At 75.3% G+C, this 13,336-nt stretch carries 9 protein-coding genes; 5 read left to right on the forward strand and 4 right to left on the reverse strand.

Annotated elements, in window-relative coordinates; all coding sequences use genetic code 11:
- The first annotated feature begins 35 nt into the window (after positions 1–35).
- The 4 genes from ACZ5HG_RS02320 to ACZ5HG_RS02335 all read left to right on the forward strand — a co-directional run bounded on the left by ACZ5HG_RS02320 (position 36) and on the right by ACZ5HG_RS02335 (position 5,103).
- The gene (locus tag ACZ5HG_RS02320) at positions 36–929 is read left to right on the forward strand and encodes an ABC transporter ATP-binding protein (protein WP_464180189.1); all 894 of its coding nucleotides are present in this window, start codon (positions 36–38) and stop codon (positions 927–929) included.
- A complete protein-coding gene (locus ACZ5HG_RS02325; RefSeq protein WP_464180190.1) occupies positions 926–2,302 on the forward strand; it encodes an FtsX-like permease family protein in 1,377 nt (458 codons plus the stop codon). Before ACZ5HG_RS02320 ends, ACZ5HG_RS02325 begins: the two co-directional genes overlap by 4 nt.
- 153 nt (positions 2,303–2,455) lie before the next feature.
- Complete coding sequence (locus tag ACZ5HG_RS02330) at positions 2,456–3,670, forward strand: alpha-hydroxy acid oxidase (RefSeq protein WP_464180192.1); 1,215 nt, start codon at positions 2,456–2,458, stop codon at positions 3,668–3,670.
- A complete protein-coding gene (locus ACZ5HG_RS02335; protein ID WP_464180193.1) occupies positions 3,667–5,103 on the forward strand; it encodes an FAD-binding oxidoreductase in 1,437 nt (478 codons plus the stop codon). Before ACZ5HG_RS02330 ends, ACZ5HG_RS02335 begins: the two co-directional genes overlap by 4 nt.
- A gap of 73 nt (positions 5,104–5,176) precedes the next feature.
- Here ACZ5HG_RS02335 and ACZ5HG_RS02340 read toward each other — a convergent pair whose 3' ends face one another.
- The 4 genes from ACZ5HG_RS02340 to ACZ5HG_RS02355 all read right to left on the reverse strand — a co-directional run bounded on the left by ACZ5HG_RS02340 (position 5,177) and on the right by ACZ5HG_RS02355 (position 9,381).
- A complete protein-coding gene (locus ACZ5HG_RS02340; RefSeq protein ID WP_464180194.1) occupies positions 5,177–5,839 on the reverse strand; it encodes a methionine ABC transporter permease in 663 nt (220 codons plus the stop codon).
- A complete protein-coding gene (locus tag ACZ5HG_RS02345) occupies positions 5,836–6,900 on the reverse strand; it encodes a methionine ABC transporter ATP-binding protein (RefSeq protein WP_464180195.1) in 1,065 nt (354 codons plus the stop codon). The genes ACZ5HG_RS02340 and ACZ5HG_RS02345 overlap by 4 nt, the downstream gene beginning before the upstream one ends.
- 88 nt (positions 6,901–6,988) lie before the next feature.
- Positions 6,989–7,888: a MetQ/NlpA family ABC transporter substrate-binding protein gene (locus ACZ5HG_RS02350; protein WP_464180196.1), complete on the reverse strand. Its 900-nt coding sequence runs from the start codon at positions 7,886–7,888 to the stop codon at positions 6,989–6,991.
- Positions 7,889–8,469: 581 nt separating this feature from the next.
- Positions 8,470–9,381 (reverse strand): MetQ/NlpA family ABC transporter substrate-binding protein, encoded by a 912-nt coding sequence (locus ACZ5HG_RS02355; RefSeq protein WP_464180197.1) that lies wholly within the window; start codon positions 9,379–9,381, stop codon positions 8,470–8,472.
- Between the two features lie 506 nt (positions 9,382–9,887).
- On the opposite strand from ACZ5HG_RS02355, the gene ACZ5HG_RS02360 reads away from it, so the two are divergent.
- Entirely contained in the window at positions 9,888–13,229 is a 3,342-nt protein-coding gene (locus ACZ5HG_RS02360) for a DNA polymerase III subunit gamma and tau (protein WP_464180198.1), read from the forward strand.
- The last annotated feature ends 107 nt before the right edge of the window (positions 13,230–13,336 follow it).

Raw genomic sequence — 13,336 nt, forward strand, 5'->3', positions numbered from 1 at the left:
CGCGGCATCGCCGGCCCGGGTCGGAGGCTGGACGCATGAGCCAGCCGACCCCGTTCGCCGCGCCGTACGGCGCACCCGTCCCGCCGCCGCCCGCCGCGCCGGAGCCGCCGGCAGCGGCCGTGCCGCCCGCCCCGGGCATCGCCCCGGCGCTCGCCGGACCCTCGCCCGTCGGTCCCGCCGCGTCCACGGTGCCCGCCGCGTCCCCCGCGTCCCCCGCCCTGCCCCGCCCCGCCGACCCGCACGCCCGCCTCTCGGCCCGCGCGCTGGTCAAGCGGTTCGGCCCCACGGTGGCGCTCGCGGGCGTCGACCTGGACGTCGCCCCCGGGGAGTCGGTGGCGGTGATGGGCCCCTCGGGCTCGGGCAAGTCGACGCTGCTGCACTGCCTGGCCGGGATCCTGGTGCCGGACTCGGGCGCGGTGACGCTGTCCGGCCGGCCGCTGCACACGCTGGACGAGCGGGAGCGCTCGCTGGTGCGGCGTCGGCAGTACGGGTTCGTGTTCCAGTTCGGGCAGCTGCTGGCCGAGCTGCCGGCGGTCGAGAACGTGGCACTGGCGCCGATGCTGCTGGGCACCCCGCGCCGGGAGGCGGCCGAGCTGGCCGGGCGCTGGCTGGCGTCGTTGGGGCTGGCGGGGATGGAGCAGCGGCGGCCGGGCGAGCTGTCCGGCGGCCAGGCGCAGCGGGTGGCGGTGGCGCGCGCCCTGATCACCGGGCCGGAGGTGGTGTTCGCCGACGAGCCGACCGGTGCGCTGGACCAGGCGACCGGGTGGGAGGTGATGCGGATCCTCACCGAGACGACCCGGCTGGCCGGTGCCTCGCTGGTGGTGGTGACGCACGACCCGCAGGTGGCGGCGTGGTGCGACCGCCGGGTGGAGGTGCGCGACGGCCGGGTGGTGGCCGACGAGCGTCGGGCCGCGGAGGCCGCACGATGAGGGCCGTGCTGGCGATCGGGTTCCGCCTGCGCCGGGCCGGTGGCCGGGACGACCGGCTGACCACGGCGCTCGCGGTGGCGTCCTTCGCGGTGACCACGGCGCTGACCCTGTCGGTGATCGGCGGGCTGACCGGCTTCGTCGACCGCGCGGCGCACCCGGCGGACGCGTACCAGCGCGAGCTCGGCGACACCTACGTGCTGTTCGCGTGGACGGCGGTGGTGCTGCTGGTGGTGCCGCTGCTCACGCTCGGTGGTTCGGCGGCGCGGCTGGGGGTGTCGCGCCGGGACGCGCGGCTGTCGACGCTGCGGCTGATCGGCGTGACCCCGCGCGAGGTCGTCGGGCTGACGGTGGTGCAGACGGCGGGGCAGGGGCTGGTCGGTGCGCTGCTGGGCGTGCTCGGCTACGGGGCGCTGCTGCCGGTGTGGACCCGCATCCCGTTCCAGGGGTCGACGTTCACGGCCGGCGCGATGTGGGTGGGCTGGCCGGCGCTGCTGGCGACGGTGGCGGTGGTGCCGGTGATCGCGGTGGTGAGCGGGATGGTGTCGCTGCGCCGGGTGGTGGTCTCCCCGCTGGGGGTGGCGCGCCGGCAGACCCCGCCCGGCATGCGGTGGATCCGCGCGCTGGTGGCGGTGCTCGCGATGGGGACGTTCATGGTGGTCTCCTCGGTGATGGGGGCGTTCGGCGCGGCGGCGGTGGCGATGCTGCTCGGCACGCTGGCGCTCGGGTTCGCGGCGCTCAACCTGATCGGGCCGTGGACGCTGGGGCTGGTCGGACGGCTGCGCGCCCGCCGGGCCCGGACGCCGGAGCAGCTGCTGGCGGCGCGACGCCTGGCGGACGACCCGAAGGCGGTGTGGCGGGTGGTCGGCGGGCTGGGGCTGGCGGGCTTCGTGGCGGGTGTCCTCGCGATCGCCCCGGTGTTCGCCGGGCAGACCACGGGGAACGACGTGGTGACCGGAGACCCGCTGTCCGGGGAGACGTTCGCGGGCGACCTGATGCGCGGCGCGCTGCTCACGCTGGTGATCACCTTCCTGGTGGCGGCGGCCGCGGCGGGGATCACCCAGGCGTCGACGGTGCTGGAGCGGCGCCGCGAGTACGCGTTGCAGGTGCTGGCGGGCACGCCGGTGGACCTGCTGGACCGGGTGCGCCGGCGCGAGGTGCTGGTGCCGCTGCTGCTGGTGGCGGTGGGATCGGCCGTGGTGGCGCTGGTGATGGTGTCGCCGCTGCTCGGGGTGGCGGGGATCAGCGATCCGCGTGGTCTGCTGCTGCTGGTCGGCTGCCTGGTGGGCGGCTGCGCGCTGGTGCTGGCGGCCACGGAGACGTCCCGTCCGCTGCTGCGCTCGGTGCTGGCCGAGACGCAGGTGCGGCCGGACTGAGGTCGCACGGCCCGGTCACCGCGAACCGCCTGCTGAGACGTCCCGCCCAGCACCTGAGACGCGGGTCTACGGTGACCGGGAGCCGGTCAGGTGACCGGGAACCCGGCTACCTGCCTCGTCACGGGCGGTGGCCCGTGACGAAGGAGGCGCCCGGTGACGGCGCGACGACGGATGCAGAGCTGGTCCGACCTGAGGCCGCTGCTCCGGCTCCGACCCCTCGAGCTCGACCCGGTGGCCCGCCGCCTGTCCCGCGCGTACACGGTCCGCGACCTGCGCACGATCGCCCGGGGCCGCACACCGCGCTCGATCTTCGACTACGTGGACGGTGCCGCCGAGGCCGAGGTGTCGATCCGCCGGGCCCGCCGGGTGCTGCGCGACGTCGAGTTCCAGCCCTCGGTGCTGCGCGACGTCGGCGGGGTGGACCAGAGCGTCAGGCTGCTCGGCCGCCGCGCGGACGCCCCGTTCGTCTACGCGCCCACCGGCTTCACGCGGATGATGCAGCACGAGGGCGAGGTGGCCGTCGCCCGCTCCGCGGCCCGCACCGGCATCCCGTACACGCTGTCCACCATGGGCACGACGTCGATCGAGGGCGTGGCCGAGGCCGCACCCGAGGGTCGCAACTGGTTCGGCCTCTACGTGTGGAAGGACCGCGGCGCCGCCGAGGAGCTGATGGAGCGCGCCCGCGCGGCCCGGTACGAGGCGCTGGTGCTCACCGTGGACGTGCCGGTCGGCGGGGCGCGGCTGCGCGACAACCGCAACGGCTTCAGCATCCCGCCGGCGCTGAGCCCGAAGGTGATCCTGGACGGCGCCCTGCATCCGTCCTGGTGGGTCAACTTCCTCACCACCGAGCCGCTGCGCTTCGCCACCCTCGACTCCTGGCAGGGCACGATCGAGGAGCTCGCCGCCCACATGTTCGACCCCACGGTCGAGATCGACGACCTGGCCTGGGTGCGCGAGCACTGGGACGGTCCGCTCGTGGTCAAGGGCGTGCAGACCGTCGCCGACGCGCGCCGGGTGGTGGACGCCGGGGCCGACGCGGTCGTCCTCTCCAACCACGGCGGACGCCAGCTCGACCGGGCGCCGGTGCCGATCACGCTGGTGCCGGACACCGTGCAGGCCGTCGGCGACCGGGCCGAGGTCTACGTCGACACCGGCTTCAGCAACGGCGGCGACATCGTCGCGGCGCTGGCCCTGGGCGCGAAGGCCGTCATGCTCGGCCGCGCCTACCTCTACGGCCTGATGGCCGGGGGCGAGCGCGGGGTCGACCGTGCCGCCCAGATCCTGACCGCCGAGATCGCCCGGACCCTGCGCCTGCTCGGCGTACGGTCGGTGGCGGATCTCACCCCCGAGCACGTGAGGCTGCCGTGAGCACCGACGCCCCGACGACCACCACCGCACCGACGCACGCCGCGCCGACGCCCGCAGCGCTGGCCGCCGCGCTGGCCGAGATCCGGGCCGCGCTGCCCGCCGACGCCGTGGTCACCGACCCGACGACGCTGGCCGAGCGTGCCCAGGACGGCTCCGCGACCCCGCCCACCGGCGATCCGCTGGTGCTGGTGCTGCCGAGCTCCACCGCCGAGGTGTCCGCCGTGCTGCGCGCCGCGCACTCCCACGGGGTGCCCGTCGTCCCGCAGGGCACGCTGTCCGGCCTGGCCGGGGGCGCCAACGCGGTGCCCGGCGCGATCCTGCTCGCCACCACGCGCATGACCGCGATCCGCCGGATCGACCCGGTGGACCAGGTGGTCGTCGCGCAGCCCGGCGTGATCACCAAGGACCTGGTCGACGCGGTGGCCGCCCGCGGCCTGTTCTACCCGCCGGACCCGGCCTCCTACGCGCTGAGCACGATCGGCGGGAACATCGCCACCAACGCCGGCGGCATGCGCTGCGTGAAGTACGGCGTGACGCGGGACTTCGTGCGCTCGCTGGAGGTCGTGCTGGCCGACGGGACCGTGGTCCGCACCTCGCCGCCCACGGTCAAGGCGGTCGCCGGGCTGGACCTCACCGGTCTGGTCGTCGGCTCCGAGGGCACGCTCGCGGTGGTCACCGAGGCGACGCTCGGCCTGCTGCCCGCCCCGGGCCCGGACCGCGGGGTCGCCGCGACCTTCGGCTCGGTGGCCGACGCCCTGGAGGCCGCGAACGCGATCATCGCGAGTCCGCACCGGCCCTCCACGCTCGAGCTGGTGGACGGCGTGGTGCTCGCCGGGCTGGCCGCGCACGACCCGGAGGCGGGCCTGCCGGTGGGTGCCGAGGCGTGGCTGATCGCGATCACCGACGAGGCCGTCGGCGGCGAGGGCGACGTCGCCGCCTACGAGCGGATCATGCGGGAGCACCGGGCGATCGGGGTGGAGGTCGCGCACGACGCCGACCGCCTGCACGCCCTCATGCGCGCCCGCCGCGCCCTCAACCCCGCCATGCGCGCGGTCCGTGGCGCCAGCATCAACGAGGACGTCGCGGTGCCGCGGACCACCCTCGGCACGCTGCTGGAGCGGATCGCGGTGATCTCCTCTGAGGTCGGCCTGCCGATCGGCACCGGCGGGCACGTCGGCGACGGCAACCTGCACCCGGTGATCGCCTTCGACCCCGCCGACCCGGCGCAGGTGGCCGCCGCGGGGGTCGCGCACCAGCGCATCCTCGACCTCGCGGTCGAGCTCGGCGGCACCGTCACCGGCGAGCACGGCATCGGCACCGAGAAGCGCGCCGCCCTCGGCGGGGAGCTCGGGCCGCGGATCCTGGCGATCCAGCGCGGGATCAAGGACGTGCTCGACCCGACCGGGATCCTCAACCCGGGCAAGAAGCTGTAGGCAGCACGACGACGGGCCCGGTCCTCCACCTCGGGAGGGCCGGGCCCGTGCGCGTGCCGGGATCAGCGTCGGGTCACCGGCGCAGGATCCGCCGCGCCAGCCCGTTGCCGAGCAGCTGCGCGAGCTGCACGATCACCACGATCACCGCCACCGCGGTCCACGTCGCGACGTCGTTGAACCGTTGGTACCCGTAGACCAGCGCGAAGTCGCCGAGACCGCCGGCACCGATCGCCCCCGCGATGGCGGTCATGTCCACGATCCCGACGAACAGGAACGTGAAGCCGAGGATCAGCGGGCCGAGGGTCTCCGGCACGATCACGGTCGCGATGATCCGCAGCGGTCCCGCGCCCATCGCCCGCGCGGCCTCCACCACGCCGGGGTCGAGCGCGACCAGGTTCTGCTCCACGATCCGGGAGGTGGCGACGGTCGCCATGATCGCCAGCGCCGGGATCGCCGCCCACACGCCGTAGGACGTGCCGGTGAGCGCCTGGGTGAGCGGGCGGACCGCGGTGATGAAGATGACGAACGGGATCGGCCGGACGATGTTCACGATCAGGTTGAGCACCCAGAACACCGGGCGGTTGGCCAGGATGTTGCCCTTGCGGGTGACGTAGAGGGCGATGCCGAGCAGCAGGCCGCACACGCCGCCGATGCCGAGGGCCGCGATGGCCATCTGCAGGGTCTCGCCGAGGCCCTGCCACAGCATCGGCCACAGGCTCACGCCGTTGGAGTTCATGCGCCCACCTCCTCGGTGGTCGGACCGGCATGGTCGGGGCCGTGCTCGATCACCTCGGTGCGGGTGCGCAGGTCGGCGATCAGCGCGTCGATCGCGGCGTCGGGGCCGGTGAGCGCGAAGGTCAGCGAGCCGAGCGGCTTGGAGTGCACCTCGGTGATCCCGCCGAAGACGACCGAGCCGTCCACGCCGTGCGCGCGCAGCCGCTCGGTGATCGAGATCCCGGGGTCGTCGGCGGTCTCCCGGACGGCGACGGTGACGATCCGGCCGGGGTGGCGGTCGCGCAGCCGGGCGACGACGTCGGGGCGCGGCCGGTCGTGCAGGGCGGCGCCGATGAACCGGCGGGTGATCTCGGCGCGCGGGGCGGCGAAGACGTCGTACACGTCGCCGGTCTCGACCACCTTGCCGTGCTCCATCACCGCGACCCGGTCGCACAGGTAGGAGACGACCGACATCTCGTGGGTGATCACCACGATCGTGACGCCGAGCTCCTCGTTGATCTTCTTGAGCAGGTCGAGGACGTCCTTGGTGGTCTCCGGGTCCAGCGCGCTGGTGGCCTCGTCGGCGAGCAGCAGCGCGGGGGAGGTGGCCAGCGCCCGGGCGATGCCGACGCGCTGCTTCTGCCCGCCGGAGAGCTGGTCGGGGTACTGCCGGGCCTTGTCGGTCAGCCCGACGAAGTCGAGCAGCTCGCGCACCCGCTCCTGCCGCTTGGCGCGCGGCCAGCCGGCGACCCGCAGCGGGTACGCGATGTTCCCGGCCACGGTGCGGGACCGCAGCAGGTTGAACTGCTGGAAGATGAACCCGATCCCGGCGCGCGCCGGCCGCAGCCCGCGCTCCTTGAGGCCGGTGAGCGCGGTGCCGTCCACCAGCACCTCGCCGGAGGTCGGGGTCTCGAGGGCGTTGATCAGGCGGACGAGCGTGCTCTTGCCGGCGCCGGAGTAGCCGATCACGCCGAAGACGGAGCCGCGCTCGATGTCGAGCGAGACGCCGTCCACGGCGCGCACCGGCCCCGACGAGCCGTCGAACACCTTCGTCACGTCGCGCAGGGAGACCATGGCGGTCATCGGGTCACCGTCCTGGGTGGGGGCTGGGCGGGCTGGTGCGGTGCGGACGGCGTGACCCTGCGGTCGCGCCGTCCGCACCCGGGGTCGATCAGGACGCGTCGCGGACCAGCGTCTCGAGCTCGGACAGGCTGGTCTGCAGCTCGTCCGGGGTGAGGTTCTGCTCCACGGCGGTGCCCTGGTTCTCGTCCAGCAGCTGACCGATCACCTCGTCGCGGTGGTAGATCTCGATCAGCTTCGCGTAGACCGGGTTGTCGGCGTCCTCGGCGCGGGCCACCCAGATGTTCACGTACGGGCGGGCCGTGGCGGTGTCCTCCAGGTCGGAGTAGATCGCGGTGGTCGGGTCGATCCCGGCGTCGGCGGCGAAGTTGTTGTTGACGATCGCGCCGTCGAGGTCCTGGAGCTGGATCGCGGTCTGGTTGGCGTCCACCGGGACCACGGTCACCCGGGAGGCGGCGGCGTCGATCTCGGCCGGCGAGGACAGGGCGTTGCCGCCGTCCTTGAGGCTGATCAGGCCGGCGGACTGGAGCACCAGCAGGGCGCGCGCCTGGTTGGTCGGGTCGTTCGGGATGGCGATCTCGCCGCCGTCCGGGATCTCGTCCGGCGAGGTGTAGCCCTTGGTGGTGTAGAGGCCGAGCTGGTAGATCACCGTGCTGCCGATCGGGGTGAGGTCGTCGTCGGCGTTCACGTTGTAGTTCGCCAGGAACAGCAGGTGCTGGAACTGGTTGAGCTCGAGCTGGCCCTCGCTGAGCACCGGGTTCGGCTGCTGGTAGTCGGTGAAGTTCACCAGCTCGACGTCGATGCCCTCCTCCGCGGCCAGGTCGGTGAAGGTGGTCCAGTAGTCCTTGGCGATGTCGGTGACGCCGACGCGCACGGTGACGCGGTTGTCCGGGTCGGCCGAGGTCGGGGCGGCGGCGGGCTCGCCGGAGGAGCAGGCGGCCAGCAGCCCCAGCGTCAGGGCGGCGAGGGCGGCGGTCAGACGGCGCTTCATGGTGGTGCCTTTCGGGTGCTGCCGGAGCGAGCCGGCGGGCCGGAGGTGGCCGGGGTGACGCGGACGGTGCGACCCGGGCGCTCGCGGTGCGTCATGCGTGCGGTGCGAGGCGTCGGTCGGGACCTGCTGCGGGGAGCCCCTGCGATCAGGGGCGTGGCCGTCCGGCGGGGTGGTGCGAAGACCTGGGCCTGGGACCGCGCGCCGGGGCGTCGGGGTTCAGGCGGTGGGTCCGCCGGGGGAGGCCGTGCTGCTGCGCGAGGGCAGCGTCAGCACATTCGCTGACAGCGACACATGGCGCCCGACATCGCCCCGGCCTCGGCGCACAGCGGCGCGCGGCTCTCGGCAGCGGTGAGGGTGCTCACGGTCGAACTCCTGTCCCGGGTCTGTGGGGCGGACGCGGGGACCATAGCACCGTCCGTGCGGGCCCCGTCCACCTGTCTCACGTCTGTCCACCATGCGGGACGTCCCGAGGTGTGGTCGTTCGTCGTCCGCCTGACGGGACGACGACGGCGCCGGACCCGGTGGGGTCCGACGCCGTCGGTCGATCGATCCGCAGGTCAGCGGCCGTGCTCAGCCCTGGCTCAGCCCTGCGAGGTACGGACCAGCTCCTCCAGGTCCGCCAGGTCGGACTGGAGCTCGTCGGCCGGCACGTCCTCGACCACGGCGGTGCCGCCGTTCTCCTCCAGCAGCTGGTCGGTGACCTCCTTGGAGTGGTAGATCTCGATCAGCTGCGCGTAGACCGGGTTGTCCGCGTCGTCCGCCCGGGCGACCCAGATGTTCAGGTACGGCCGCGCGGTCTTCGTGTCCTGGAGGTCGGAGTAGATCGCGGTGGTCGGGTCGATCCCGGCGTCACCGGCGAAGTTGTTGTTGATGATCGCCGCGTCCAGGCTCTGCAGCTGGACCGCCGTCTGGTTGGCGTCCACCGGCACCACGGTCACCCGCGAGGCCGCCGCGTCGATCTCCGCCGGGGTGGAGAACGCGTTGCCGCCGTCCTTGAGCGACACCAGGCCAGCCGACTGGAGGACCAGCAGCGCGCGCGCCTGGTTCACCACGTCGTTCGGGATCGCGATCTCGGCGCCGTCCGGGATGTCCTCCGGCGCGGCGTAGCCCTTGGTCGTGTAGAGGCCGAGCTGGTAGATCGCGGTGGAGCCGATCGGCGTGAGGTCGTCGTCCGAGGCGACGTTGTAGTTGGCCAGGTAGAGCAGGTGCTGGAACTGGTTGAGCTCCAGGTCGCCCGAGCTGAGGATCGGGTTCGGCTGCGCGTAGTCGGTGAAGTTCACCAGCTCCACGTCGATCCCGGCGTCGGCGGCCAGGTCCTCGAACGTGCGCCAGTAGTCCTTCGCCTTGTCGGTCACGCCGACGCGCACGGTCACCCGGTCGTCCGGGGCGGCGGTGGTGGTCGAGCCCGAGGCGGCCTCGCTCGTGCCGGACGCGCAGGCGGCGAGGGACGCGACGACGGCGGCGGCGAGCAGGGCGGACAGTCTGCGCTTCATGGGGACCTCTCGGTGGGGGTGGTGATGCGGGACGCGGGGTGCGCGGCATCGGGTGGTGCGGGCTGGGGTGCGCCGGTCGGCGGGGCCGCGGCAGTCGTGGCCGTGCGGGGCGGGGTCGGCCGACGGCGGGTCGGTCGGGGCGCGTCGCACGGTCGGGGCGCGTCGTCGGTCAGGAGCGACGGGCGGGCGCACGAGGTCGTGCGCGGACGCGGTCACCGAGGGCGGACGCCGCCCGGGGTGCGCGTCAGCGCGGACAGCGGCAGAGAACGCTGAGCGCACGGCCGGCGGCACGCGGTGCGTGCATGCGGCGGTCGCGGCTCATGGCGGACTCCTCGGTGCGGGCTGCTGCGCGGCGGGGTGCCGGGCGTGGTGGCGGGACGCTATCGCGGGCGTCCCACGGGTCGGAACGGCGTGCTCGCGATGTGGGACGAGGTGTCGATCACGGGTCGTGCGCGGGCTGCGCGACGGGCTTCGGGGTGTGGGCGATCCCCTCTAGAGTTCACGGGGTGACGACAGCCCTGTACCGCCGCTACCGGCCCGAGACCTTCGCCGAGGTCGTCGGCCAGGACCACGTCACCGCGCCGCTGCGCCAGGCGCTGCGCAGCGGGCAGACCAACCACGCGTACCTGTTCTCCGGCCCGCGCGGCTGCGGCAAGACGACCTCCGCGCGGATCCTCGCGCGCTGCCTCAACTGCGCGCAGGGGCCGACCGACACCCCCTGCGGCGAGTGCCCGTCCTGCGTCGAGCTCGCCCGCGGCGGCCCCGGCAGCCTGGACGTGGTGGAGATCGACGCCGCCAGCCACGGTGGTGTCGACGACGCCCGTGACCTGCGGGAGCGCGCGACCTTCGCCCCCGCCCGCGACCGGTACAAGATCTTCATCCTCGACGAGGCGCACATGGTCTCCCCGCAGGGCTTCAACGCCCTGCTGAAGATCGTCGAGGAGCCGCCGGAGCACGTGAAGTTCATCTTCGCGACCACCGAGCCGGACAAGGTGATCGGCACCATCCGGTCCCGCACCCACCACTACCCGTTCCGCCTGGTCCCGCCGGACGTCATGACCGGCTACCTCGACCAGCTCTGCCGCACCGAGGGCGTGCAGGCCGGCTCCGGCGTGCTGCCGCTCGTCGTGCGCGCCGGCGGCGGCTCCGTGCGCGACTCGCTGTCCGTGCTCGACCAGCTGATCGCCGGCTCCGGCCCCGACGGCCTGGTCTACGAGGACGCCGTCGCCCTGCTCGGCTACACCCACGCCTCGCTGCTGGACGACCTGGTCGAGGCGATCTCCGCCCGTGACGGCGCCAGCGCGTTCCGCGTCGTGGAGCGGGTGATCTCCACCGGTCACGAGCCCCGCCGGTTCGTGGAGGACCTGCTGGAGCGGCTGCGCGACCTCATCGTGCTCGCCGCCTCCGGCGACGCGGCTGCCGCGGTGCTGCGCGACGTGCCGGGCGACCAGATGGCCCGCATGCAGCAGCAGGCCGCGCACCTCGGTGCCGCCGAGCTGTCCCGCTCCGCCGACCTGGTCAACGCCGCGCTGTCCGAGATGACCGGCGCGACCTCGCCCCGGCTGCACCTCGAGCTGCTGATGGCCCGCCTGCTGCTGCCCGCGCTGGACGACTCCTCCGCGGGGCTCGGTGCGCGGATGGACCGCCTGGAGCGCGAGGGCGTGCGGGTGGCGCCGGGCTCGGGTGGCGGGGCGTCGGCGTCGGCTCCTGCGCCGGCGATGCCGGTGGAGCGGGTGGCCGTGGTGGTGCCCGCCGAGCCCGTGGCCGCGGTCGCGGCGCCGGTGGCCCCGGCCGCGGCTGCTGCACCCGTCGCGGCGGAGCCGGTGGGACGGCCGGCCGCACCCCCGCCGTGGGACGTGGACGAGCCCTCGTCGTCGACGGGCCCGGCCTCGCGCCAGGCCGGTGCGGCCCCGGCGGGGTCGATCGCGGCGCGCGACGGTGCGCGGGGTCCGTTCGTCGCCGAGCCGGGTGCCGACGTCCCCACCTCCATCGCGCCCGCCGCCGGGGCGCCTGCTCCCGGCGCGCCCGCCGCTGCCGAGCCGGTCCCCGCCGTGCCGGTCCCCGCCGCGCCGTCGGCCGCCCCGGTGGCGCACGACGTGCCGACCGCCGAGCCGGTGGCCCCGCCGCAGCGCCCCGCCGGTGCGAGCGGTGGCGGCGACACGGAGATGCTGCGCCGCCGGTGGCCCGAGGTGCTCGACACCCTGAACCGGATGAAGAAGGCCACCTGGGTCCTGATCAGCCAGAACGCCCAGGTGATGGACCTCGACGCCACCACCTTGCGCCTCGGCTTCGCCGCCCCCGGCCTCGCGACCGCCTTCCGTGGCGGCCCGCACGCCGCGCTGGTGCAGCAGGCCGTGCGCGAGACCCTCGGCTTCGACGTCAAGGTCGAGGGCGTGCTGACCGGTGGCGACGCCCCCGCCCCGTCGCGTCCGTCCCCCACCCGCCCTGCCGATGCCGGGGGTGCTGCTGCCGGTGCGCCCAGCACGGCGCAGGCGGCGGCGTCCTGGGGCGAGCCCGGTGGCGCCCCGGACGCACCCCCGCGTGACGGCCACGACGCGGCCCGGGCCGGCGCTTCCGGGCGCGAGCCCGAGACGGAGCCCGACCCCGTCGATCCGTGGGCCGACGCCCCCGCTGCCGGCGGTGACCCCTGGGTGCCGGCCGGGGCGAGCGGCGAGCACGCCGACGGCGCTCCCGGCGCTGGTGCGGCGGATGGCACCGCCGCCGGTGCGCCCGACGCCGGCGCCGCGGGTGGCGGGGCGGGCGCGCAGGACGTCGCGATCGCAGGAGAGGACGTCCCGGGACCCGCGGCCACGGTGGACGGGGACGCGGCGGACATCGATCCGGCGATCGACGGCGCCGTGCTCGACGGTGCCGTGCTGGACGACGACGAGATCGACGCGCCCGAGGACGACGAGGCCGCCGACCTCGCCTCCGTCGGGGCCGTGGACGACGCCGCGAGCACCGTGCCCGACCCGAGCACGGAGTGGCCGGAGGTCCGGCTCCCGCCGGTCGCCGCGCCGACCCCCGACGCCGCGCCCGCGCCCGCGCCGACCGGCGCCGACCGGGGGACGCGTGCCGCGACGACCGACGACGGCTGGCCCGAGGTGGCCGTGCCGGGTGGCGGACGTGCCGGCGGCGAGACCTCCGGTGCGGCCGCCGACCGGGGTGCCGCGTCCGACAGCGCTGCGTCGGGGACCGTGTCGGGTGCACCCGCGACGGGTGCTGCCGCCGGTGGAGACCACCCGGCCGCGTCCGCCCTGCACCACGGCGCGCCCGTGGCCACGGCGACCGGCGGCCCCGCGCTCGCCGATCCCGAGGCCTCCGCCGCGCGTGACGGGTCGGTGATGGCGACGACCGCACCCGCCCCCACGAACGGCTCCGGCCCCCGCGCCACGCACCCGCGTGCCACCGCGGCGCAGGACGCGTCCCCGGCGCCCGCCTGGGACGGCCACGGCTACGACCCCGACGACCCCGGCCCCGCCGAGCCGCCGGAGGACGAGGACGGCGCCCCGCCGGAGCGCTCCTGGGGCTCCCGGCCGTCCGGCGGCCCGTCGGCGCCCGCCCGCCCGACCACGACGCCCCCGGCCACGGCACCCGCCCCCGTTCCCGCCCCGACGCAGCCGATGAGCGGCGCCGACCGGGTGCGGGCCGCCGCGCGCGGCGCTGCCGCCGGTCTCGCCGCGGGTGGCGCCGGCGCCTCCGCGCGTCCCGCCGCGAACCGGTGGGCGGACGACGAGCCGTCGATGGACGACCCGGACATCGGCTCGAACAGCCTGTCCGGCGTGCCGCTCATCGTGCAGATGCTCGGGGCGACCGTGATCGAGGAGCAGGTGGACGAGGGCTTCTGATCCGTCGGCGGTGCGATCGACCTGACGGCCCCGCTCGTCGGCGGTCGTCGGCCGGTCGGCCCGGCCCGGCGTGCACGGCCGGTGTCGCACCGAGCCCGTACTCTGTC

It is taken from the genome of Cellulomonas sp. GTC20042 (assembly GCF_055389595.1).